The organism is Deinococcus betulae (assembly GCF_020166395.1).
Taxonomy (GTDB): Bacteria; Deinococcota; Deinococci; order Deinococcales; family Deinococcaceae; genus Deinococcus; species Deinococcus betulae.
The window spans coordinates 98,200-119,839 of sequence record NZ_JAIQXU010000015.1 but is presented as its reverse complement, the minus strand read 5'-3'; the positions used below and the strand labels follow the sequence as shown (position 1 = coordinate 119,839).

The window sequence follows — 21,640 nt, the reverse complement described above, 5'->3', positions numbered from 1 at the left end:
CCCGAAGTACAGCTAGAGGCCCTGCACCCGGCCGAGCGGCGCCCGGATAGAGGAAAGACGGTGCTGGTGACCCGGCAGGCCTCTTTACGCACCAGCGACCCCGACTTTGAAACTGCTTGGCCGCTGGCCCAGGGCCTCCTGAAACTGATTCATGGGCAGCCCGACACGGCGCGTCTGGATGCGCTGGAAGAGGTCTGGGCGGCCCTCCCTCAGGCTCAGGTTCTCCGCGAGCGGGCTGACCGTCTGGTTCTGGTGACGCCGGGCGCCGACAAGGGCAGCGCCCTTCAGGCACTCAGGAGGCGCCTGGGGGTGTCACAGGCGCGCATCCTGGCGGCGGGCGACGGTCCGGCCGACGCCGCCATGCATCCTCAGGCCGGGCTGTTCGTGCGGGTGGGGGCGCATCCGGCGCTGTCTGCTGCCCACCAGACCGTCCCTGACCCGGCCGCCCTGGTGCAGCTGCTGCGGTTCTGCCGACGAACAGGTGCGCCGCCCCAGCCAAATGCTCTAAGCTGCCGCGCGTGACGGACCTGCCTGCCGACGCGCCCACCACGCTGCCGCTGCTGCTGGCCTTTGACCTGGACGGCACCCTGATTCCGGACGCCGGGCGTGAGATTCCCGCCGCCACCGTGACGGCGCTGGCCCGGCTGCGGGCGCTGGGGGTCAAGCTGGCGATTATCACTGGGCGCGACCTGCCACCCGCACAGGTGCAGAACGCCATGCAGCCCGACGCTGTGGCGACCAACAACGGCGGGCGGCTGCTGGTGGGCGAGCACCTCCACCAGGAGGCGCAGTTCACCGAGACGGACCTGGAAGCTGTGCTGGCGCACGAACTGCACGGCGCCCGCATGGTGCTGTTCACGGAACACGCCCTGTATGTGGACCTGCCGTCCGGCACCCAGCCCGAGGCCTGGATGGTGGCCCGGCAGTTCAGGCCGCTGGCCGAGGCGCCGCGCACCGGCATCCTGAAGGTGGGTTTTTACCACCCCAGCGTGGCCGACCTGGCCTCACGCCTGCGCGCCTCTCACCCGCATCTGGTCCTGACAGGGGCGCAGGCCCCCTACCCGCACTTTCTGACCGTGACGCCCGAAGGAGCTCATAAGGGGGCCGCCCTCACCCTGATGGCCGACGCCCTGGGCATCCCTCATGACCGCACGGTGGCCTTTGGGGACAGCGACAACGATGAGGCCATGCTGGAAATTGCTGGTTATGGGGTGCAGGTCGGCACCCTGCCCCTGCTGGCCCGGCACGCCCGCGCGCAGGTACCCAGGCAGGAGGACCTGGGCGCCTTTCTTCACGCCTGGGCCGAGAGGCTGGAACAGGAGAGTGAGCAGGAGGAGTGATACGGATTCCGTCTGTTTCGTTTGCAAATCGGTTCTGTTCCGATTTGCAAACTCCACGCCCGGAACCCGTTTTGCTCGTTCTCGCTCCGCTCGGATTAAATCGTTTGCAAAAACGATTCAATCGGAGTCCGTATGAGTGGTCCACTGCCTCCTGCCCACTCCTAAGGCTCTAGTTACTTCAGCGTCATGCTGGTCAAAATGGCGCGGCCCTGCTCGGCCAGGTCGGCGGGGGTGCCGCTGGGCAGCATCAGGGTGGCGGTAAACAGGCGGTTGTTTTTCAGGGTGAACACCTGCGTCCAGCGCACGGCGCCGCCCTCTCCGTCGCCGCTGTACGACCACAGGATGCCGGGCACGCCGCTGACCTTGACGTTCTTCTCGCCCAGGAACTTCAGCTTGGTGACGACCTCGGGCATCTTGCGCTCGTTGAGGTCGCGGATGTCGGCCAGCGTGGCCTTCAGGTCGGCAGGAATGTCCTGCACGACCACCGTCACGGTGGGCCGCAGGGCGCCAACCGTCTTGTTGATAAACGCCACGTCCACGTTTGGGGCATTTTTCAGGGGCGTCCAGCCGCTGGGCACGCGGATGCTGTACCCCTTGGCGCTGGTGGCGGTAATGGCCTCAATGGTGCGGGGCTCGGTGGGGGCGGGCGCCGCCGTGGTGGGGGCGGTCTGGGCCAGGGCCGGGAACAGGGGGGTGGCCAGCAGGGCGAGGCTGAGAAGCACGCGGTTCATGAGCGTCAGGGTAGAGCCTGAAGGTGAGCCGAATCTGACCCCAGCGGCCCGGCCCAGGCGGCCTGTCCCGCGTCCAGGTGAAGGCGGTGGGTCAGGCCACTCAGGGCGTCCCCGGCGCGGTGGGCCACCACCAGCAGGTGCGTGCCGCCCCGCACCAGGTCTGGCAGCAGGGCGCAGAACGCCGCCCTGGCCCCGGCGTCCAGAAAATCCAGGCCCTCGTCCAGCAGCAGCAGCCGGGGGCGGTGAAGCACCGCGCGGGCCAGCAGCAACCGGCGCAGCTGCCCCTGCGACAGTCCTTCGGCAGGGCGGTCCAGCAGGTCGTTGATGCCCAGGGTGCGGGCCAGGTGGGCCAGTTCGGCCGTCTGCGCCGGGGTCAGGTCAGGGGCAAAGCCCTCGGTGCCGCTCCAGGCGCTGCCCAGCACCTCGCGCCCGGTCCAGTCGCGCCGCTGGCGGATGCCCACTTCGGCGCTGACCAGGCCGATGTGCGCGCGGCGCTGGCTCAGGAGGTCGCCCGGAAGAAAGGGCCGCTCAATGTGGCCGCCCAGGGCCGGGTGCAACTCGCCGGCAATCAGGCGGGCCAGGGTGCTTTTGCCGCTGCCGTTTTCGCCTGTGACCAGCCAGTGCTGCCCCGCCTGCCAGGTCCAGCTCAGCGGGCCGAGGGCGCGGTGGCTGTTGCGGTAGACCGTGGCGTTGGTCAGGCGAACAAGTGGGTGTGGGCTGCGGGGCGTGGAGTATGGCAGAGACAGGTGGGCGGAGGTTGGCGCTGGGTTGGGCACCTCCTCCCTCGCCTGGCCCCCTTCGACCCGCACCGTGCGCCAGGGAAGGGGCGGGGCTTCCTCGGGGCGGTGGGTGGCCAGCACGAGGGCCACGCCCGATGCCTGGAGCCGGGTCAGCACCTGCCCCAGTTCGGCGCGGGCCCCTTCGCTCAGGCCATCGGTGAATTCGTCCAGCAGCAACAGCGCTGGCGAGGGCATCAGGGCGGCGGCCAGCAGCACCCGCCGCCGCTGACCGTGGCTGAGGGTACGGAAATCGCGGTCCAGCAGCGCAGCGGTACCCATCTGGGCCGCGACGGTCTCCAGGCGGGTCAGCGCCTCTGGGGCCGCCGCCCAGAGGTTCAGCGCCTCGCCCTCAAAGGCGGCCAGCAGCACGTCCCGCACGGTCTGCACCCACTCGCGGGTCAGGTAAAAGGCCTCGGCGTCTGGTCCCACGATTCGTAGGGTGCGCCGCGCCTGCACCGCCGAGCGCTGAAGCTGCCCGCCCAGGGCGTAGGTGCGGGTGCCGGCCACCGGGGCCACCTGCCCGGCCAGCAGGCGCAGCAGCGTGGTCTTGCCGCCGCCGTTGGGGCCCCACAGCCGCAGTGCCTCGCCAGATCTGACCTCCAGATGGATGTTCTGCAAGACCGGCTGCCCACCTTGAAGCACGGTGACTGCCTGAAGCGAAACGAGAGGGGGAAGCGGCGCCATTGCCCCGGAGTCTAGCGGGCGCCGTTGGGTGGCCAGATGCTGTTATCTGGCTGAGGCGCGGCGACCCCGTGGCATGCTCTCCTGCTGGGGATGCCCCGCACCCTGCACTTCATCAAACACGGCAAGCCGCACCTGGACCCAGAGATCCCGGCCCACGACTGGCGCCTAGCCGACGACGCGCTGGTGGCCCTACCTGCCCTCGCGGCGGCCCTGAGCCCGCGCCCCGAACTTGTCGTGTGCAGCATGGAGCCCAAGGCCCAGGCCACCGCGCAGGGTCTGGCGGCGGTGCTGGGCGTGCCCCTGCGCCCTATGCTGGGTCTGCACGAACAGCTGCGTTATACCGCGCCCTGGCGCCCTGACCCGGCTGACTTTCAGGCGGACCTGCGCCGCTTCTTTGACCAGCCGGAGCAGGTGGTCAGCGGCGAGGAAAGTGCCTGGGACGCCCGAATACGCTTCGGCAACGCGGTGAGCGCCGTCATGCAGGTCAATCCTCAGGACACCGTGGCGGTGGTGGCGCACGGCACGGTCATCAGCCTGTTGGTCGCCCACTTGACCGGGCAGGCTCCCTATGAGCTGTGGCGTTCCCTGCCGCTGCTGGGCCACCTCACCCTGACCTGGGAACCCGGCCCGCCCAACCTGCGTAAGCGCCTGTAGCCACAGGAGGCCAGGAATGGGATTTACGATTTTTGTCAGTGTGTTGTTGCTGCTGGTGCTGGTCACGCTGTTCGCCGGGGTCAAGAGCGTGCCGCAGGGCTCGCAGTGGACCCAGGAGCGGTTCGGCAAGTTTCAGCGCACCCTCAAGCCGGGCCTGAACCTCATCATCCCGTACATTGACCGGATTGGGCGCCGGGTCAACATGATGGAGCAGGTGCTGGACGTGCCCAGCCAGGAAGTGATTACCAAGGACAACGCGCTGGTCACCGTGGACGGCGTGGTGTTCTATCAGGTGCTGGACGCCGCCAAGGCCAGCTACGAGGTCAGCAACCTCGAACTGGCGATTCTGAATCTGACCATGACCAACATCCGCACAGTGATGGGCAGCATGGACCTGGACGAGCTGCTGAGCAACCGCGACCAGATCAACGCGCGCCTACTGACGGTCGTGGATGAAGCCACCGAGCCGTGGGGGGTCAAGGCCACCCGCATTGAGGTCAAGGACATCAAGCCGCCCGCCGACCTGGTCGCCAGCATGGCCCGCCAGATGAAGGCTGAGCGCGAGAAGCGCGCCAACATTCTGGACGCCGAGGGTTTCCGTCAGGCCGCCATTCTGAAGGCCGAGGGCGAGAAGCAAGCCGAGATTCTGTCGGCCGAGGGCCGCCGTCAGGCCGCCTTTCTGGAAGCCGAGGCCCGTGAACGCGCCGCCCAGGCCGAAGCCGAGGCCACCCGCCTGGTCAGTGATGCCATCTCGGCGGGCAACGTGCAGGCCATCAATTACTTCGTGGCGCAGCGCTACGTGGACGCCCTGCGGGACGTGGCCACCGCGCCCAATCAGAAAACCCTGATTCTGCCGGTGGAGGCCACGAGCGTGCTGGGCAGCCTGCAAGGGATTGCCGAGGTGGCGCGCGAGGCCTTTGGCGGGCGTAAGGGGTAAGCGGCGTGGACTGGCTGCCAAGTTGGGAGCGCCTGCAGTCGTGGCACTGGTGGGTGCTGGGCGCCCTGCTGCTGGTGCTGGAGGTCGCGGCGCCTGGCATCTTCTTCGTGTGGCTGGCACTGGCGGCCTTTGCGCTGGGCCTGCTGGTCTTTCTGTTGCCGCTGCCTGTGGCGGTGCAGCTGCTGCTGTTCGCCGTACTGAGCGTGGTAGCAGTGGTGCTGGGCCGCCGCTACCTCTCGCGTGTGCTGCCCGATTCGCCCGAGGCGGGGCGCATCAACCAGGGGTCGCACCGGCTGGTGGGGCAGACCGTGACCGTGACCCGCGCCATTCAGAACGGAACTGGACGCGTCCGTGTGGGTGACGGCGAGTGGCGGGCCACCGGCCCGGATACGCCGCAAGGCGCGCGGGTGGTCGTGGTGGCTGCGGACGGCGCTACCCTGCATGTCCGTGAAGTGAGCGGCACCTGGACGTGAGGGGCGGAGCGTAGGTTGTAGAACGTGGAGCGTGGTCTTGAACTTGACCACGCTCCACGTTTTACGGTCGTTGTCGGGGGTACAGCCAGACGCGCAGCGCCCGCGACAGCAGGGGCAGCACCGGCCAGTTCAGAAACAGGGTCGCCAGAAAGGCCGACGGCAGGATGGCCGCCCACCAGGGCCAGCCGCGCGTGAAAAAGCCGCAGAGGTACGTGAACAGCAGAATCAAGGGGTACACGCCCACAAATCCCACCAGCACGTTTTTCCACAGGGGCGGCGCGGGGGTTCTGGCGGGCCGATCAAACCACGCTTCCAGCCCGCGGGCCTCGCGGTAATCCACATCGGACGCCGTCAGGTCAGGCAGTTCTCGCAGCGCCGCCGCGTAGGCCGGGTTGGTGCGCCAGGCGTCCAGTGCCTCCTGCGAGGCAAACCGCAGCAGGGTGATGTACTCGGGCACCGGACCGGACGGGTCACGCAGGACATGCAGGCCCAGAAAGCCGTTGTGTTCGGCCAGCAGCGCATGAACCCGCCGCGCCCAGAGTTCGTAGGCGTCCACCCGTGAGGGGCGCACGCGCTCAGTGATGACCAGCGTGACGCCCTCTGGGGCCGCCGAACTGGGCGACGGAACAGTCATGGGGGCTTGGGTCAAGAGCAGTTCACCTCCAGTGAAACGGACAGCCCCCCTTCCGCGAAGAAGGGGGGCTGAAGCGGGAAAGGTTAGCGCTTGCTGAACTGGGGCGCGCGGCGGGCCTTCTTGAGGCCGTACTTCTTGCGCTCGACTTCGCGGGGGTCGCGGGTCAGCAGACCCTTGGGCTTGAGCTGCGCGCGGAAGTCGGGGTTCACCTTGAGCAGGGCGCGGGAGATGCCCAGCTTGATGGCGTCGGCCTGGCCGGTGGGGCCGCCGCCCGCCACTGTAATCACGGCGTCGTAACGGCCGGCGGTGCCGGTTTCACGGAAGGCTTGCAGGGCGTGGACGGCGCGCAGCAGACCACGGAAGTAGGTCTGAAATTCCTTGCCGTTCACGATGATCTTGCCTTCGCCAGGGCGGAGGAACACGCGGGCCACGGCGCTCTTGCGGCGGCCGGTGCCGTAGAACTGTTCGGGTTGCTGAATCGGCATTATTTGACCTCGAGCGTCTGGGGCTTCTGAGCCGCGTGGGGGTGCGTCTGGCCAGCGTAGACCTTCAGGCGGCTGTGCATGGCGCGGCCCTGACGGCCCTTGGGCAGCATGCCAAACACGGCGTGTTCAATGACGCGCTCGGGGTGCTTGGCCAGCGCCTGGCGGGCGGTTTCGGTCTTCAGGCCACCCTGGTAGCCGGTGTAGCGAGTATAGACCTTGCCGTCCAGCTTGTTGCCCGTCAGCGCGACCTGGGAGGCGTTCAGGACCACCACGAAGTCACCCTGAATCATGTTGGGGGTGAAGTCGGGGCGGTGCTTGCCACGGATGCGGCTGGCGATCAGGGTCGCAAGGCGGCCCAGGGGCACGTTGGCTGCGTCCACGACGACCCAGTTCTGCTCGTCATTTTTGGGGATGTAGGTTTTCACCGTCAAACTCCGTACAAAGGGGGATTTGGCTGCGACACGCCCCGCGGTTTCGGGGGAGAAACCTGTGCGTGCGTGTCCGGGTGCCTCCCGGTCGCCCCGCGCTCTACCAAGCGCAAGACACTAAAGGCCAAGGTATCAGAAATGGGGGAGTGTGGGCAAGAGCCGCTGTATCCGCCGCGCTCTGCTGGAATTTCATGCAGCAAGACACTGAATGAAGTTGGAGTCTGTATTCAGTCCTCTTGGCGGGGCCAGAGCCGTTCTGGGGCCTGGGAAAGTTGCCACTCGGCGTATTCCTTAGGTGGTGCGCCGATATCACAGATATGCTCTGCCTGAAAAGGGACTTCGGCACCAAAGACGAGGTAGTGATCTGGCGGAGTCGAGGCCGGCTGAGAGTCCAGAATTCCGATGTAGCCCGTGCTGGTGCGTCCGGCCACGATGACCCACATGCGTTCTGTACCGATCTCGTGGGCGCCAGTCTCAGTTTGAACAAGAATATCGAACAGCAACTTGGCCGCCTGACCCCGCTGCAAGTTCTGCCGTTCTGCCTCGGGTGGCAGCCAGAATGTTGCGGGTGAGGCCTGATGCTGCTGCTCTGCCGACACCAGTTCAAAGCTGTCACGATCAAGAGCGGGCAATCTCACGCTCTGTCCTCCACCAGCGCTTCCATGCCCAGCCGGTAACCCAGGAAGCCCAGGCCGCTGATTTTGCCCCGGCACACGGCGGCAGTCACACTTTTATGCCGGAATTCCTCGCGCGCGTCCACGTTGCTGATATGAACCTCGACCACCGGCACACTTTGCCCGGCAATCGCATCGCGCAGGGCGTAGGAGTAATGCGTCAGGGCGCCGGGGTTGATGACAATGCCTGTAAAGCCGTGCTCCTGGGCGTCCTGCACCCACTCGACCAGCTGGCCCTCGTAGTTGCTCTGACGGCAGGTCACCGACTCGCCCAATTCGGCGCCCCAGGCCTCACACTGCCGTTCCAGGTCTTCCAGGGTGTGAGTGCCATACACCCCCGGTTCACGCAGGCCGAGGCGGTTGAGGTTGGGGCCGTTCAGAACGAGCAGCATGAAAAGAAGGTAGCAGTGAGTGGGGGCCGGCACGCAGGAGAAGAGGAGGGGTTGGTTAGCTCTCTGCGCGCCCGGCCGCCTGTAGCCCACGTACCTCTGCCTGCCACCCTTCAAACTCGGCGCGCAGCACAGGTTCAGGCACCCGCCCCAGATACGGCTGGGCCAGGTCTCGCAGCAGGACAAAGCGCACACCATCGGCATCTGCCTTCTTGTCGCGCGCCATGTAAGGGGCTGCGTCGTCATAGGTCAGGGGGGGCAGGGGAGCAGGCCGCTGCCAGCGTAGGAAGGTCAGGGTGTGGCCCGTCAGGTCAGCGCCGCCCAGCGCGCGTGACAGCCGCGCCGCGTAGTGCATCCCGTACCCCACCGCCTCGCCGTGGGAGATGGCGTGATCGGTCACGGCTTCTAGCGCGTGGGCCAGCGTGTGCCCAAAGTTGAGGAAGGCCCGCTCACCCTTCTCGGTTAGGTCGCGCGTGACGACCCCGGCCTTAACGGCGATAGCGTCGGCCACGGTGCCTTCCAGAGTGGGGCCGCCGGCGTGAAAGTCCGGGCTGGTCACGCGGCCCAGTAGGGAGGGGTCGGCAATCAGGCCGTGCTTGTAAGCTTCGGCGGCGCCTTCGCGGAACACCGCGCTGGGCAGGGTCGCCAGCGTGTCGGTATCGCACCACACCGCCTGAGGTGGCCAGAAAGCCCCCACCAGATTCTTGCCCTCAGGGAGATTCACGCCGGTTTTGCCACCTACTGCGGCGTCTACCATGCCCAGGAGGGTCGTGGGTACCGTGTAGAACGCCACGCCGCGCAGGTAGCTGGCGGCCACAAAGCCAGCCAGGTCGGTGGCCGCGCCGCCGCCCAGCCCCACCACGGCGCCGTCGCGGGGGATGTTGGCGGCGGCCAGCGCCGAGAGTACCCCCGCCAGCACCGACAGCGTCTTGCAGTCGTCGCGGGCAGGCACGGGAATGGTGACCACGGGCTGCACACTGGCCTGCACCTGCGCCACAAACGCGGGCGGCAGGTCTTCGGGATGAATCAGGGCCACATGGCGGTGGGGCACACGCAGCTGGCCGAGGAGACCTGCCCCCACTGTGACCCTGTAGGGCGCGCCGCCTCCGACCTCAATCTGCCGCACGTTCCCCCAGGTCGGCGCCGCTGGCCCAGGCATGCTGCACATCGGCCCAGGCCCACAGGCGCTCAATGATTTCTTCCACGATTTCCTCGCTGGGGCGGCCGTCGCTGTGGACATGAATGGTGCCCTGGCGGTAGACGGGTTCGCGCTCGTCCATCAGGGTGCGGATTTGACCTAAGGGATCCTCGACGCGCAGCAGCGGGCGGTCGCTGTGCTTGGTGCGCTGATAGACCGTTTCAGGGCTGGCCCACAGCACCACCACAGGGCCGCGTTCAAGGAGGGTACCCCGGTTGTCCTCGTTGATGAAAGTGCCGCCCCCCAGGCTGATGACCGCGTGTTCCAGGCGGGTTACGCGCTGAACGACCTCGTGTTCGCAGGCGCGGAAGTAGCCTTCGCCTTCCTGGGCAAAGACTTCGGGAATGCTTTTGCCGACCACGCGGGTAATCAGCTTGTCCGTGTCCACGAAATGCAGGGCCAGGGCGCGCGACAGTTCCCAGCCGATGCGACTTTTGCCTGTGCCCATGAACCCCGCCAGCGCCACCCACGACACCGGGCGCTCGATGAGGCCGGAACTGAACATGGAGGACAGTGTACGGCAGTCCTCTGAACTTCGATTGAAGCCTCTGTCATAACGCCCGCCGGTCTGGAGGGGCACGAACGGCGCTGCCGTGCCCTGCGCCCGGTTCTCTTCTTCCTGAAGTTCAGCGCGCAGGGCCGCGTCCAACGCTCTGCGGAAGTCGTGCGGGGCGCCTCCCGCCGGGTCGCTCAGCACCGGCTCAGTACGCCTGGGCGTAAGCGCGCGCGGCGCTGACCCGCTCTTGCAGCTCAGGCAGGGTGTCGCCGCCAAACTTCTCCAGCATGGCCTCGGCCAGTACCCAGCCAATCACGCACTGCAGGATGACCCCGGCGGCGGGCACGGCAGTGGTGTCGCTGCGTTCACGGGCGGCGTCGGACGCTTCGTGCGTGACCACGTTGACGGTGGGCAGCGGCTTCATCAGGGTGGCGATAGGCTTCATGGCCACGCGCACAATCAGTTCCTCGCCGTTGGTCATGCCCGCTTCCAGGCCTCCAGCGCCGTTGGTGTCGCGGGCATAGGTGCCGTCCCGGTAATGAATAGGATCATGCACGCCGCTGCCCGGCTTCTGGGCGTTGTCGAAGGCCCGGCCGATCTCTATTCCTTTCATGGCCTGCACGCTCAGGCAGGCGGCGGCAATGCGGCCGTCCAGCTTGCGGTCGGCGTGGACATAGCTGCCTAGGCCCACCGGCAGCCCCCGGAACCGCACTTCCAGAATGCCGCCCAGGGTGTCGCCGTCCTTCTTGGCCTGGTCAATGCGTTCCCGCATTCGGGCCGCAGCGTCCTCGTCAGGGGTGCGCAGGTCGCTGTCCTCAATAGCCTCCAGGGCGTCCCAGGCAAAGGGCGTTCCAGTCTCAATACCCGCCAGGCTGGAGACATAGTTGGCCCCCTCCACGCCCAGTTCAGCCAGCAGTTTCAGGGCCACGCTGCCCACCGCCACGCGCGCCGCTGTCTCACGCGCGCTGGCCCGTTCCAGGACGTCCCGCAGGTCTTTGTGCCGGTACTTGATACCGCCCGTGAGGTCGGCGTGGCCGGGTCGGGCATCGGTCAGGGCCTTCTTGCGCGGCTCGCCGCCGGGTTCGGGTGACATGATGTCGGTCCAGTTGCGGTGGTCCTTGTTGGTGATCGCCAGGGTAATGGGCGCGCCGGTGGTTCGTCCGGCCCGCACACCGCTCAGAATCTCAGTCTCGTCGGTTTCGATGACCATCCGCCGCCCGCGCCCGTAGCCGCCCTGCCGTTTTTTCAGCCAGGGGTTGATGTCCCCTTTGCCCAGCGGCAGCTGGGCCGGCAGCCCTTCCAGAATGGCCGTCAGTTGCGGCCCGTGCGATTCTCCGGCGGTCAGGTACCTCATGAGGCCGACTGTAGCGTGCGCCGCACTTAAGGCGTCCAACCTGCACAAACAAACGCCCCCAGCTAAGGCCAGGGGCGCAGATAACAACGGGATTTAACGGACGACGTTGCCAGTAATAACCACTAGAAGCTGCGTCTGTTCGCGCGAGGTTGTCTGGTTGCCGAAGAGCGCTCCGACCACAGGCAGACTGGACAGGAAAGGGATGCCGCCGTTCGTGGTGGATTCCCGGTTCGACAGCAAGCCACTCAGAAGTAGAGTTTCGCCACTCTTGAAGGTCAGCGTGGTCTGGGCTTCGCTGTTGGTGAACTGCAGCAGATTTGGCAGGGTGGTGGCATTGATGGCCGTTTGCAACGCATTGACCTGACCCCGCACGCGCAGCGTAATAGTGCCGTCGGGCGCTACCTGGGGGCTGTAGAAGTCCAGATTGACGCCGTAGTCAATCTGCTTTTGAATGCTTTCACCATTCCCCTGAGCGGGAATATTCACTTCTAGGCGCCCACCGCTCTTGATATTGGCGGCGGCGGTGCTCGACGCGTTCTGAGTTTCGGTCGAGCTTCCCAACGAGCGCTGACCGCTTTGCATGGTAATGCTGCCGTCATACACACTCTTGCTCAGGCCCTGGGTTTGCAGGGTATTCAGTGTAGCGCCCAGGTTAAAGCCAATCAGGCTCTGGGTTGGGTCGAAGGACGCGGCCAGACCAGCGCCGCCACTGCTGGACACCGTGAAGCCGCCAAAACCCGCCCGCAGATTGACACCCAGGCTACGGGCGGCGCGCTCAGTAATTTCCTGAATACGCACTTGCACGTTGATTTGCGGGACTTGCTGGTCTAGTTGTGGAATCAGCTCGGCGATCTGGGTGACCTGTTCAGTTGTGCCGCGCACAATTAAGGTGTTGGTACGTTTGTCAGCAATGATGGTCGCGGTGTTGGTCTGCGGCGTGGCTGTGGGGGTGCTGGTCGTTGCGCCAGCTGCTGGGGCTGAAGTGACCGAAATGCTGGTGCTGGTGCCACTGGAGGTTGTGGTGGCAGAGGGTGTGGTGCTCCCTGCCCCTGACGTGACCTCGCGCGCCAGCGTGCCCTCCAGTGTCGCTTTGACTTCCTCGGCGCTCGCGTTAATCAGGGTAAAGACGCGCTGGGTGATTTGGGCGCTCGTGACGGCGGGCGCGGCCCGGTCGACTTGTCCCAGGAGCGTCAGGGCGGCGTCCAGCTGGTTTTGCGGCCCCGTAATCACCAGCTGCCCAGTCTGGCCCACCGGCGTGACTTTCAGCCCTGGGTACTGCGCAGCCAGCAGGCCCGTAATATCGGCCTGGGCGCCGCGCACGGCATAGACACGCTGCACGGTCTGCGTTTCAGCTGAAGGGGTTGCGCCGGTGGTCGTCGCTGTCGTGCTGTCGAGCTGCGCCAGCAGGCGCGTGACTTCCGCCACCTCACGGTTGGTGCCGCGCACAATCACGGCGTTGCTGCGAATATCCGGCACGATGCGCAGCGTGACCGAATCCAGTTTCACGTCCACCAGGCTGCGGGTCACGCCCACCGTATTGCCCTGGGCGTCGCGCTGCGGGGTCTCGCTGTAGGTGGGTGTGCCAAAAAACAGCTTGACCTGTTGCGTGGCCTGGGTGGCGTCGGCATTGCGCAGGGTCACCGTGCGCTGAATCGGCGTGTTGCTGACGCGTAGCACGGGCTGGCCGCCGAGTTGCAGCACGTCGTAGCTCAGGCCGTACACGTCCATCAGCAGGGGCCAGACCTCGTTAAAGGGCTTGTTCTGGAAGGAGTACACGATGGGCCGGGCTGTGGTGGTCGCTGTGCCAGTCGTGGCTGTTCCTGCCGGGGCCGTTCCTGTCGAAGCCGGCGTGCCCGCAGCGGACGTGGCCGGGTCGGTCGTACCGCTGGCGGCGGCCAGGGCGTCCACATTGGTGTCCAGAATCAGGCCGTAGCCGGCCGACTTGGCCAGGGCGCCCAGCAAGCTGGACAGTGGCCCGCCGTAGCGGCCAATCTCGATGGTCACGTTGGCGCCCGACAGGGCAGGGTCAGCCGAGGCGGGAACGGCCGGCGTGGTGGTCTGTGCGGCGGCCATGCCCAGTGCGGCAGTCAGCAGGAGGGATGCGAAGCGTTTAGTCATGGCTCACCTTTTATCCAGTTCGAGTGTGGTCGTGTTGTTGCCCAGGCTGAGGGTGGCGCTTGTGGCCGTGACTTCTCTGACGGTCACCTGCGTATCGGGTAGATTCTGGCCCACTGACACGACCACAAAGCCGTCCTTACTGCGGAAGATGGCGGTGTTGACGGGGCCCAGCACCACCGCGTTAAAGCCCAGCTCCTGCGTCTGCACAAAGCTGTCCAGGGCCGTTGTGGTCGTGGCCGGGGTTGTGCCGGTCCCCGAAGCGGGTGCGGCGGCCAGGTCGGTAATCACCTGGGGCGTGCTGGGGGTCGGCGTGGCCGTGACGGCTCCTGTGGTGGTGGCGCTGCCCGTGGTCTGTTCACCCGACGCGCCGGGGGTGCCTGGCACCGCCGCCACCCCTGAGGGCAGGCGCGTCACAGTGGGGACCCGCACGCCAGCGATCGGCGGAGCAGGGGGCGGGGTGGGCGTTGGGGTGGTGGCTGTCCCGCCTGAAGTGGAAGGCGCCGAACCAGTGCTGTTCCCACCTGAGGTGCTGGCGCCAGACGTGCCCGGTCCAGTGGCCACTGGCACCTCGTCGGTGGGGATGGGCGTGACCACCACTGGGCCCGTGCCGACAGAAGTTTCTCCATTGCCACCGGGAATCGGCGAAATCGGGAAAGCACCTGTATCACTGCTGCCCGTGTCGCCTGCACTTCCTGGAACAGGGCTGACACCCAGCACGCCGCCCGTGTTGGTGATGGGCTGTACAGGCGCCGGGTCAGGTGTGGTCGCCGTCACGCCCGTATCCGTGGGCAGAGGCGTGGTGGTGGCCGTCCCTGTTCCCCCCTCAGTCGGGGCGAGCGCCAGCGGGCGGAACGGGTTGTTGCCCGGCAGGGCCGACAGCGCTGTGTCAGGGTTGATGCCAGCCGGTGCGGGAGACAGGTCGTCTGTGCCCGTCTCGCCGAGGAGGGTCTCGCCGCCCGTGGGGAAGGGCGGAATCACCTCGACCTCCACCTGACCGTTGCCGCCCACGCCGCTGGTGGTGGGGCCGCTGGGATTGGTGGGGTCTGTGCCGGGCGTCACGGGGACTGTGGTCCCCGGATCGGTGACCGGCGGCTGGGTGGTCAGCGTGTCGTCGGTCTGACGGTTGCTGGTCAGGATGTACCACAGCCCGATGGCCGCCACCAGCAGCAGCAGCCCCAGCAGCACCTTCATTTCACGGGTGAGTTTGATGGGCGCGCGCGTCACTGTGTGCCTCCTGCGGGCGCGGTGCTGGGTGCGGCTGGGGCTTCGGGGGTGCCGCCGCTGCCTTCGGTGCCTGTGCCCGCCTGCGTGGGGTCAAAGGTGTAGACCGTCAGGCCCATGGTGCTTTCCAGGGTCGGGTTGAAACTGGTGGCCTGCGGCAGTTGCAGGTTCACGCTGGTGACGGTGCTGAAGCGGCTCATGGTTTCAAGTGAGCGCAGGAAACGGAACAGCTGACCAAACTGCCCGCTGACATTCAGGTTCAGGCTGATGGGGCGCACGCCAGCCGGCAACCCCGTGACGTTACCGTTGGCCACCGTAAAGCCGCTCATCTTGGCCCCGGCGGCGCTGGCGTTCAGGCGCACCTCGTCCAGTACGGCGTTGTAATTGGCCGTCTGGGGCAAGGCAGACAGGAAGATCTGCTGCTCGGTGGTCAGGTTGGCCACCTCTTCGCGCAGGGCCGGCAGGCGCGCGGCGTTGGTGCGCAGGGTCAGCACGCGGGCATTGACGCTGTCCAGTTCGCTCTGCAGGCCGCTGATCTCGGTCTGGCGGGCCTGAAAGCGCATGACATACCACAGCGCACCGACCAGCAGGCAAACCGCCAGCACGATCAAGAAGATGTTGCGCGGGGCCAGTTTAGTTGACACTGCCTGCTCCTTCGGCGCTGCCGGCCGGCGCAGCGGGGGCCGGTGCCGTGCCGTCCTGAGCAGGCGCCGCTGGGTCTGTCGCCGGGGGGGCAGTCACCGCCTGCACGATGCCCACCGAGGCGTTAAAGGTGTAGTTGCTGGTTTCGCCTTCGCTTTGCAGGCTGCGGAAGTTCACGCCGAAGTTGGGGTTGTTCTCGAAGGTCCGCAGGAAGTTCACGACGGCCTGCTGGCTGCTGGCGGTGCCCGTCAGGTCAATCTCGCGGGTTACATTTTTGCCGGTGTAAACGCCGGTTTGTTGCAGGGCCGTGAGGGCGTTGGCGTCCACGGCCTTGACTGCCATGCTCTGCAGCGCCACACCGCCGCCAGTGGGCAGCTGCGCGGTAAAGGCGGCCAGGTCGTTGGTCCAGTAGGTTTTGCCTGCCCGCAGCTGCTCCGAGACGGCCGTAACCTGCTCCAGCGTGGTTTTCTGCTGATTCAGCTGGGCGTACTCGGCGTTGGCCGGAGCCAGCGCGGCGGCTTCGCCGTTCAGGGCGTCCAGTTGCTTGCGCAGGTCACCCGCGCGGGTGCCCGTCACGACCTCGCCGGCAATCAGGGCCAGAGCTGTGACGGCGGCCAAACCGATGGCGCCCGGAATCCAGGCGTTCGGCTCGGCCTGCTTGCGGTACTGCTGCGGCAGCAGGTTGACTTCAACCACGGCTGTTCACCCCCCGCAGGGCCAGCCCCAGCGGCACGGTAAATTCGGGCGCGTTGGCCTGAAGGTAGCCGGTGTCCACGTTGGCCTGGTCAGTCTGCACCGTCAGCCAGGGGCTAGCAACCTCGACCCGGAAGCCCAGCGCGTCGCTGATGGCGGCGGCCAGGCCGCGCAGCTTGGCGCCGCCGCCAGCCAGGAACGTCCGGTCAATGACCACGTCGCCGCTCTGCACGCGGTAGAACTCCAGGCTGCGGCGAATCTCGGTAATCAGGTCGCCCAGCACCGGACGAATCACCTCGAACACGCGCGCCGGGCTGTACTGCTCGCGGGCCATGTCGAAGTTCAGCAGGTCTTCCTCGTCCTCGGTGGGGGTGGTCGCCGTGGCGTAGCCCAGCTTCACGTCCTCGGCGGCCGTGAAATCCAGGTCGAAGGCCTTTTGCAGCGCAGTCGTGAAGTCATCCGCCGACACATTGATGTTGCGGGCCATCAGGACACGCTCACCGCGCACGAGGTTGATGACGCTGCTGCTGGCGCCGATTTCCATGACCAGCGCGACCTCGCCGGCCTCGGTGTAATTGGTGCCGGTCAGGGTGCTTTTGGTCAGGTGTTCGCCCAGCAGGTTGCCGCGCAGGGCGCGCAGCGAGGCAAAGCTCTTGAGGTCCACCACCACAGGTTCCAGACCCGCCAGGCGCAGCACCTCGACCTGCCGGGCCACGGCCTCGGTGGGGGCCGCCGCGATGACGACTTCCATCTGGCCGTCGTCGGGGACGTTGGCGGGGTCATCGAGCAGGTCAAAGTCCAGGCTCACGTCATCAATGGGGTAGGGGATATAGCGCTCGGCCTCCCATTTGATGGCTTCTTGCAGGTCCTTGCGCTCCATCTTGGGAACCATGATGTTGCGGGTCACGGCCACCTGATTGGGCACCGCCGTGACGGCGTGCCGGGTGGTGATGCGGTGCTGGGCCAGCAAGTTTTTCAACTCGGTGGCCACTGCTTGCGGTTCGACAACCAGCCCGTCGCGCATGCTGCCGATAGGGGTCGGCACCATGATGGCGTGCTGGAGGGAAGGCGGAGAGCCGGGACGCAGCGCCACAACCTTGATGGCGCTGGTGCCGATTTCGACTCCAAGCGCGTTCGGCCGTGGATTCAATAAGCGGTTCAGGAAACTCGACATTCTCCCTCCAGGGTCACGCGGATTTTAGCATTCCCTCATCTGACTGAGGGAAGGGGGCTGGGGGAGCCGGCAAGCAGGCGACAGAAAAAAGGACGTGAGGGTCATGGGCTTGGGCCATATGACCATCATTCCGCTTACCGAACACTTACATCTGTACGAAACCCAATAACACCGCCCTGGTGGGCAAAATGAGAGCCTGGGCAGATTTGAGCAAGAGGGTCGTGGACAGCGCGGGGAGGCTGGTCAGCCTGAGGCTGCGCAGGGCGACCTGGGTGCGTGTAATGGCCCTCCTGACATCTGCTGATCTGCCAATAAAGCGGGTTTAGCGCAGTCGAAGATCAGGGCCGAACACTCGGATCTGACCGCTGGGCGTCACGGTCACCAGCTGAGCGCCCACCACGCCGATGCGCCCCTCGCCGTGCGGCACACTGGCCAGCACCCGCCCCGTGGCATCCAGTCGTTCCAGGCGCTGGCCTGTCAGGTGGTAGGTGCCGCTGGGTGTCTGCACCTGGGGCTGCGCCGCGCCGACCACACTGTCGGGCGTCAGGGTCAAAAACGCGGCGCTCCCGCTGCCCGTCTGGGTCGCCACCCGCACCACCCGGCCAGCCAGTAACACAAAGTCCTCGCCCTGGGGGCTGGTCAGGGCGGCCTCGGGGGCGCCAAGGACGCCGGGCGCCGGCTGACCGCCGTAGGTCACCGCGCTGCCATCTTCGCGGTAGGCGCGGGTGCTGCTCAGGGCCACTACCTGCCCCACGTTGACCGTGCGGGCGGCGCGGTCCAGGGTGACGGTGACCCCTACCCCCGGCAGAGCGGCCCAGGCGTCCTCGCCCTGCCAGGCGACATCGGTGGCCCTGGGTATGGTCGGGCAGACAGGCGAAAAGGACGGCGCCCGCGCCACGCACGCCCGGCCCCCACTCGTCCACGCCACCCCCAGATCGCTGAAAGCCGCCCGGAACGGCGGCGCCGCTCCAGTCGGTGAAGCCGTCTGGGTTGGCGCGCAGGCGGCGAGCAGCAGTGGGGCAAGGAGGGACGGCAGCAGAGCACGCATGGCTGCATTGTCTGTCCCGGACCGCTGAGGGGCATGAATGTCGGGACGGGCGCTGATGAGCCCATTGGTATCAGCACAGTGCGTGGGCGGCGCAGGGGTTTGAGATGGTGTGAGGACACCCGCAACGCCCTCTCTTTGGAAGTGCATCTCACAGAACAACTCAGATTCGTTAAAGGCTATGGGCCTCAACCATGCTGAGGCGAACGAAGTAAGTCTCTACAAGAGGCAGTGGCGAAAGTAGAATCGAGCGGCGTCCTTAGAGCTAAGGTAGAACTGGCCGCCGCTGTCAGGCGTCGCCTCGTGCTTGCAGCAAAGCCTGCACCACCACGTCCAACCCCACTCCTTCCTGAGCGCGGCGCTCTGGCGTCCAGGAAATGCCGCGGCTGGCCTTAACCAGCACGGTGTCGCCGTCCCGAAGGTCCGCCAGGAGGGCGGCGAGCAGCTCGGGCACTGTGGCAAAGGCCCGTTCGCCCAGCTCGGCGGCGAACGCCCCTACGCCGTAGGTCACGTCTGCCTTCTGCCGCGCCGCCTGGCCGACTTCGGCGTGCAGTTCGCGCTCGGTCGGGCCTAGTTCCAGCATGCGGCCCAGCACGCTGATTCGCCGCCCCGGCAGGGCCTGCAAAGCGTCCAGGGCCGCCTGGACCGCCACGGGCGAGGCGTTGTAAGCATCGTCAATCACGGTAAAGCGCCCCGGATGCACCCGGTAGCGCCCGCCGGGCACCTGCACGCCCCGCAGCCGGGCTGCTGCGTCGGGCAGCGCCACGCCCGATTCACGGGCCAGCACCAGCGCCAGCACGGCGGCCTCGGCCTGCACCGGCGCCCCATGAGGCAGAAAGACTGGCACCCCGGCAAAGGTAAAGCGCGCGCCCTCCGGCGTGATCCTGAGGTTCTCTCCCCTAAAGGTGACGTCGCCAAAGCCGTAGCTCTGCGCGCCGGGATAAGAGGCCGCCGCCTGCGCTCCAACCAGGCCGCGCGTGCCGGCCAGAATCTCACCCTTCTCGCGCGCGATGTTCTCCACGCTGCCCAACTGTTCCAGGTGCGCTGGGCCGATGGTCGTCACCACGCCCACGTCAGGCCGCACGAGGGCCATCAATTCGGCCATCTCGCCGGGGCGGTCAATGCCCATCTCGACCACCAGCGGGCGCCCGGCGCGGCTGTGCTCAATCAGAAAGCAGGCGATGGCGGGCATGGTGTTATACACCGGCATGAACAGGGCCTCCAGGGCCGCCGCCGCGTAACTCTTGGCAGTGGTTTTACCAGCGCTGCCGGTGATGCCCACGACCAGCGGCGCGTGCGCCCGCTCGGCGCGTGCCCAGGCGAACAGGGCCGCCTGGGCGTCAGGCACCCGCACGGCCCCCGGCACGTCCAGGTCGGTCAGGATGAACGGTGCACCTGCCGCCTGCGCCTGATCTATGAACGTGTTGCCGTGCATCCGCTCGCCGGGCAGGGCCACGAACGCGGTGTCTGGCCCGGCCTCGCGCGAGTCCCAGGTCAAGTGCTGTGCGGGTCGGGCCTGCGGGTGGACAGCGGCGCTAAACGGCAATTGATGGGGGTCAAGCATGGCCCGAGGCTAGCAAAGCCCCCATTAGGGGAACCTGGCAGACCAGCCCTGACACTCATCCCGCCTTTTTAGAACTGAGTACAATGAAAGCCTCTTATGAGAAAAACGCCTCTGCTGCTGTTGACTGTGGCCCTGGGCCTGAGCGCCTGTACGACGACCCCGACCACCCTGACGCCCGACCCGGTGAATGTGACGGTGCTGGGCCTGAACGATTTTCACGGCAACCTGGAACCGACCGGTTTTACACCAGTTGGAGCAGAGAAGCCTATTAGCGCGGGCGGCACGGAAGCCATCGGCGCTGAACTGACGGCGGCGCGCAAAGCCAACCCCAACACAGTGTTTGTGGGCGGCGGCGACCTGATTGGCGCCAGCCCCATTACCTCGGGTCTGCTGCGCGACGAGCCGGCGGTGTACGCCCTCAGCGCCCTGGGCATGTCGGTGAGCGCGCTGGGCAACCATGAGTTCGACCAGGGCCTGACCGAACTGCTGCGGATGCAAAACGGTGGCTGTGACAGCAATGATAAGGGCAAGGCCTGTAAGTTTGACCCCAACTACAAAGGCGCGAGCTTCAAGTGGATTGGCGCCAACGTGCAGTACAATGCGTCATCCGGCAAGACGGGCCGCCCCTTCGCCCCTTACGTGGTGCAGAACGTGGGCGGTGCCAAGATTGCGTTCGTGGGGGCTGTCACCAAGACCACGCCGACTATTGTGAGCCCCGAAGGCGTGAGCACGCTGACATTCAGCGACGAAGCCGACGCTGTAAACGCTGTCATCCCCGAGCTGAAGAGCCAGAACGTGGACGCCATCATCATGCTGATTCACGAAGGCGGCGAGATTGTTCGCAAGGATGACAAGGGTGCCGAAATCAACAAGGACGTCACCTACGCGACGGTCGGCTGTAAAGTCCTGAACACTGGCAGTGCGATTGTGGACATTGCCAAGCGCGTTGACCCAGCTGTGACGGCGATCATCAGTGGGCACAGCCACCAGGGCTACAACTGCCTGGTGCCTGACCCCGCAGGCAAAGACCGCATCGTCATTCAGGGCGAGCAGTACGGGCACCTCCTGCAGCGCCTGGACCTGACCTTGGACAAAGCCAATCACAAGGTGATGACCGTCAAGGCCCAGAACCTCGTCGTGAACTACGACGCCCGTAAGGCCGCCAACGAGCTTGACTTCGCACAGACGCAGATTGTGACCACGGCCAAGAGCAAAGTGGCTGCGATCAGCAGCGTCGAGATTGCGCGCCTTGGCTCGCCCCAGATTCAGCGCGGCATTGCCAACGCCCGTAACACCGAGTCAGCCCTGGGCGACGTGATTGCTGACGCGCTGCTGGAAACCGGTAAAGGTCAGGGCGCCGTGATCGGCATCATGAATCCTGGCGGTATCCGTGCCGACCTGCCCGACGCCCTTCAGGTCAAGCCGGGCAATGCGGTCAACTTCGGGGACGTGTTCGCTGTCAACCCGTTCGGTAATACCACTACTGTCCTGACCCTCACCGGCGCTCAGCTTGACGAGCTGCTGGAGCAGCAGTTCTCGGGTGGCAACGTGGCGCCTAATGTAAAGCTGCTGCAAGTGTCTGAAGGCTTTACCTACAGCTACAGCCAGAGCGCTGCGGCCGGCAGCAAGATCGACATTGCCAGCATCAAACTCAACGGCACCGCCATCAGCGCCACCGGCACCTACCGCATTGCCACGAATAACTTCCTGGCGGCAGGTGGCGACAACTTCGCGGCGTTCAAGAGCGCGACCAATGTCGTGCAGTTGCCCGGCGTGGCCGACACCGACGTGCTGAGCAACTACCTGAAGCTCAAAGGCCCCAGCCTGACGAACACCGTCAAGGGCCGCATCGTCGTTCTGCCCTAATCCGGCAAGAACACAAAAGGTGGCCGGGGCTTTCATGCCCCGGCCATCGGCCTTTTGCTCT

At 66.2% G+C, this 21,640-nt stretch carries 23 protein-coding genes; 6 read left to right on the top strand and 17 right to left on the bottom strand.

The window, feature by feature from the left end; all coding sequences use genetic code 11:
• Together K7W42_RS12605 and K7W42_RS12600 are read left to right on the top strand one after the other, a co-directional pair.
• The coding region (locus K7W42_RS12605; protein WP_224575061.1) for an HAD hydrolase family protein at positions 1-522 on the top strand (522 nt) is incomplete at its 5' end.
• The gene (locus tag K7W42_RS12600; RefSeq protein ID WP_224575060.1) at positions 519-1,340 is read left to right on the top strand and encodes an HAD-IIB family hydrolase; all 822 of its coding nucleotides are present in this window, start codon (positions 519-521) and stop codon (positions 1,338-1,340) included. The genes K7W42_RS12605 and K7W42_RS12600, both read left to right, overlap by 4 nt.
• A 173-nt stretch (positions 1,341-1,513) precedes the next feature.
• Here the strand turns inward: K7W42_RS12600 and K7W42_RS12595 are convergent, their stop codons facing one another.
• Together K7W42_RS12595 and K7W42_RS12590 are read right to left on the bottom strand one after the other, a co-directional pair.
• Positions 1,514-2,071, bottom strand: coding sequence for a PsbP-related protein (locus tag K7W42_RS12595; RefSeq protein WP_224575059.1), 558 nt, complete (start codon positions 2,069-2,071; stop codon positions 1,514-1,516).
• Positions 2,072-2,076: 5 nt separating this feature from the next.
• Positions 2,077-3,534: an ATP-binding cassette domain-containing protein gene (locus tag K7W42_RS12590; RefSeq protein WP_224575058.1), complete on the bottom strand. Its 1,458-nt coding sequence runs from the start codon at positions 3,532-3,534 to the stop codon at positions 2,077-2,079.
• A gap of 90 nt (positions 3,535-3,624) precedes the next feature.
• Here K7W42_RS12590 and K7W42_RS12585 point away from each other — a divergent pair, with 90 nt between their 5' ends.
• The 3 genes from K7W42_RS12585 to K7W42_RS12575 are packed head-to-tail and all read left to right on the top strand — an operon-like array spanning position 3,625 to position 5,598.
• Complete coding sequence (locus K7W42_RS12585) at positions 3,625-4,188, top strand: histidine phosphatase family protein (RefSeq protein ID WP_224575057.1); 564 nt, start codon at positions 3,625-3,627, stop codon at positions 4,186-4,188.
• A 16-nt stretch (positions 4,189-4,204) separates the two neighbouring features.
• On the top strand, positions 4,205-5,125 hold the full coding sequence (locus K7W42_RS12580) for an SPFH domain-containing protein (protein ID WP_157457501.1): 921 nt from the start codon (positions 4,205-4,207) through the stop codon (positions 5,123-5,125).
• Positions 5,126-5,130: 5 nt separating this feature from the next.
• Positions 5,131-5,598: an NfeD family protein gene (locus tag K7W42_RS12575; protein WP_224575056.1), complete on the top strand. Its 468-nt coding sequence runs from the start codon at positions 5,131-5,133 to the stop codon at positions 5,596-5,598.
• A 61-nt stretch (positions 5,599-5,659) separates the two neighbouring features.
• Here K7W42_RS12575 and K7W42_RS12570 read toward each other — a convergent pair whose 3' ends face one another.
• The 15 genes from K7W42_RS12570 to murF all read right to left on the bottom strand — a co-directional run bounded on the left by K7W42_RS12570 (position 5,660) and on the right by murF (position 19,713).
• Positions 5,660-6,247 carry an antibiotic biosynthesis monooxygenase gene (locus tag K7W42_RS12570; protein ID WP_224575054.1) on the bottom strand — a complete coding sequence of 196 codons (588 nt, stop codon included), beginning with the start codon at positions 6,245-6,247 and terminating at the stop codon, positions 5,660-5,662.
• Positions 6,248-6,315: 68 nt separating this feature from the next.
• Positions 6,316-6,717 (bottom strand): 30S ribosomal protein S9, encoded by a 402-nt coding sequence (gene rpsI / locus K7W42_RS12565; protein WP_157457503.1) that lies wholly within the window; start codon positions 6,715-6,717, stop codon positions 6,316-6,318.
• The gene (gene rplM / locus K7W42_RS12560) at positions 6,717-7,142 is read right to left on the bottom strand and encodes a 50S ribosomal protein L13 (RefSeq protein ID WP_224575052.1); all 426 of its coding nucleotides are present in this window, start codon (positions 7,140-7,142) and stop codon (positions 6,717-6,719) included. The genes rpsI and rplM overlap by 1 nt, the downstream gene beginning before the upstream one ends.
• A gap of 230 nt (positions 7,143-7,372) precedes the next feature.
• Positions 7,373-7,783: a hypothetical protein gene (locus tag K7W42_RS12555; protein WP_224575050.1), complete on the bottom strand. Its 411-nt coding sequence runs from the start codon at positions 7,781-7,783 to the stop codon at positions 7,373-7,375.
• Positions 7,780-8,211, bottom strand: a complete 432-nt coding sequence (aroQ, locus tag K7W42_RS12550; RefSeq protein WP_224575048.1) for a type II 3-dehydroquinate dehydratase — start codon at positions 8,209-8,211, stop codon at positions 7,780-7,782. Before aroQ ends, K7W42_RS12555 begins: the two co-directional genes overlap by 4 nt.
• A gap of 55 nt (positions 8,212-8,266) precedes the next feature.
• Positions 8,267-9,367, bottom strand: coding sequence for a 3-dehydroquinate synthase (gene aroB / locus K7W42_RS12545; protein WP_224575046.1), 1,101 nt, complete (start codon positions 9,365-9,367; stop codon positions 8,267-8,269).
• The gene (locus tag K7W42_RS12540) at positions 9,321-9,911 is read right to left on the bottom strand and encodes a shikimate kinase (RefSeq protein WP_157457508.1); all 591 of its coding nucleotides are present in this window, start codon (positions 9,909-9,911) and stop codon (positions 9,321-9,323) included. Before K7W42_RS12540 ends, aroB begins: the two co-directional genes overlap by 47 nt.
• Before the next feature lie 196 nt (positions 9,912-10,107).
• Complete coding sequence (aroC, locus tag K7W42_RS12535; RefSeq protein ID WP_224575044.1) at positions 10,108-11,256, bottom strand: chorismate synthase; 1,149 nt, start codon at positions 11,254-11,256, stop codon at positions 10,108-10,110.
• 93 nt (positions 11,257-11,349) lie between these two features.
• Positions 11,350-13,374 carry a secretin N-terminal domain-containing protein gene (locus K7W42_RS12530; protein ID WP_224575042.1) on the bottom strand — a complete coding sequence of 675 codons (2,025 nt, stop codon included), beginning with the start codon at positions 13,372-13,374 and terminating at the stop codon, positions 11,350-11,352.
• A gap of 3 nt (positions 13,375-13,377) precedes the next feature.
• Entirely contained in the window at positions 13,378-14,598 is a 1,221-nt protein-coding gene (locus K7W42_RS12525; protein WP_224575040.1) for a hypothetical protein, read from the bottom strand.
• Entirely contained in the window at positions 14,595-15,239 is a 645-nt protein-coding gene (locus tag K7W42_RS12520; RefSeq protein ID WP_224575038.1) for a type IV pilus inner membrane component PilO, read from the bottom strand. The genes K7W42_RS12525 and K7W42_RS12520 overlap by 4 nt, the downstream gene beginning before the upstream one ends.
• Positions 15,229-15,933 carry a fimbrial assembly protein gene (locus tag K7W42_RS12515; RefSeq protein ID WP_224575037.1) on the bottom strand — a complete coding sequence of 235 codons (705 nt, stop codon included), beginning with the start codon at positions 15,931-15,933 and terminating at the stop codon, positions 15,229-15,231. Before K7W42_RS12515 ends, K7W42_RS12520 begins: the two co-directional genes overlap by 11 nt.
• A complete protein-coding gene (gene pilM / locus K7W42_RS12510; RefSeq protein WP_157457512.1) occupies positions 15,926-17,104 on the bottom strand; it encodes a type IV pilus assembly protein PilM in 1,179 nt (392 codons plus the stop codon). The genes K7W42_RS12515 and pilM overlap by 8 nt, the downstream gene beginning before the upstream one ends.
• Before the next feature lie 322 nt (positions 17,105-17,426).
• Positions 17,427-18,152 carry a hypothetical protein gene (locus K7W42_RS12505; RefSeq protein WP_224575036.1) on the bottom strand — a complete coding sequence of 242 codons (726 nt, stop codon included), beginning with the start codon at positions 18,150-18,152 and terminating at the stop codon, positions 17,427-17,429.
• A 286-nt stretch (positions 18,153-18,438) separates the two neighbouring features.
• Positions 18,439-19,713 carry a UDP-N-acetylmuramoyl-tripeptide--D-alanyl-D-alanine ligase gene (murF, locus tag K7W42_RS12500; protein WP_224575035.1) on the bottom strand — a complete coding sequence of 425 codons (1,275 nt, stop codon included), beginning with the start codon at positions 19,711-19,713 and terminating at the stop codon, positions 18,439-18,441.
• Between the two features lie 96 nt (positions 19,714-19,809).
• On the opposite strand from murF, the gene K7W42_RS12495 reads away from it, so the two are divergent.
• On the top strand, positions 19,810-21,579 hold the full coding sequence (locus tag K7W42_RS12495; RefSeq protein ID WP_224575034.1) for a bifunctional metallophosphatase/5'-nucleotidase: 1,770 nt from the start codon (positions 19,810-19,812) through the stop codon (positions 21,577-21,579).
• Positions 21,580-21,640: the final 61 nt, after the last annotated feature.

Coding starts and splice junctions, on each gene's coding strand:
- aroC (WP_224575044.1), bottom strand. CDS start 11,256: ATGAGGTACCTGACCGCCGGAGAATCGCACGGGCCGCAACTGACGGCC.
- K7W42_RS12595 (WP_224575059.1), bottom strand. CDS start 2,071: ATGAACCGCGTGCTTCTCAGCCTCGCCCTGCTGGCCACCCCCCTGTTC.
- aroQ (WP_224575048.1), bottom strand. CDS start 8,211: ATGCTGCTCGTTCTGAACGGCCCCAACCTCAACCGCCTCGGCCTGCGT.
- K7W42_RS12495 (WP_224575034.1), top strand. CDS start 19,810: ATGAGAAAAACGCCTCTGCTGCTGTTGACTGTGGCCCTGGGCCTGAGC.
- K7W42_RS12590 (WP_224575058.1), bottom strand. CDS start 3,534: ATGGCGCCGCTTCCCCCTCTCGTTTCGCTTCAGGCAGTCACCGTGCTT.
- murF (WP_224575035.1), bottom strand. CDS start 19,713: ATGCTTGACCCCCATCAATTGCCGTTTAGCGCCGCTGTCCACCCGCAG.
- K7W42_RS12580 (WP_157457501.1), top strand. CDS start 4,205: ATGGGATTTACGATTTTTGTCAGTGTGTTGTTGCTGCTGGTGCTGGTC.
- rpsI (WP_157457503.1), bottom strand. CDS start 6,717: ATGCCGATTCAGCAACCCGAACAGTTCTACGGCACCGGCCGCCGCAAG.
- aroB (WP_224575046.1), bottom strand. CDS start 9,367: ATGCCTGGGCCAGCGGCGCCGACCTGGGGGAACGTGCGGCAGATTGAG.
- K7W42_RS12505 (WP_224575036.1), bottom strand. CDS start 18,152: ATGCGTGCTCTGCTGCCGTCCCTCCTTGCCCCACTGCTGCTCGCCGCC.
- K7W42_RS12585 (WP_224575057.1), top strand. CDS start 3,625: ATGCCCCGCACCCTGCACTTCATCAAACACGGCAAGCCGCACCTGGAC.
- K7W42_RS12530 (WP_224575042.1), bottom strand. CDS start 13,374: ATGACTAAACGCTTCGCATCCCTCCTGCTGACTGCCGCACTGGGCATG.
- pilM (WP_157457512.1), bottom strand. CDS start 17,104: ATGTCGAGTTTCCTGAACCGCTTATTGAATCCACGGCCGAACGCGCTT.
- K7W42_RS12540 (WP_157457508.1), bottom strand. CDS start 9,911: ATGTTCAGTTCCGGCCTCATCGAGCGCCCGGTGTCGTGGGTGGCGCTG.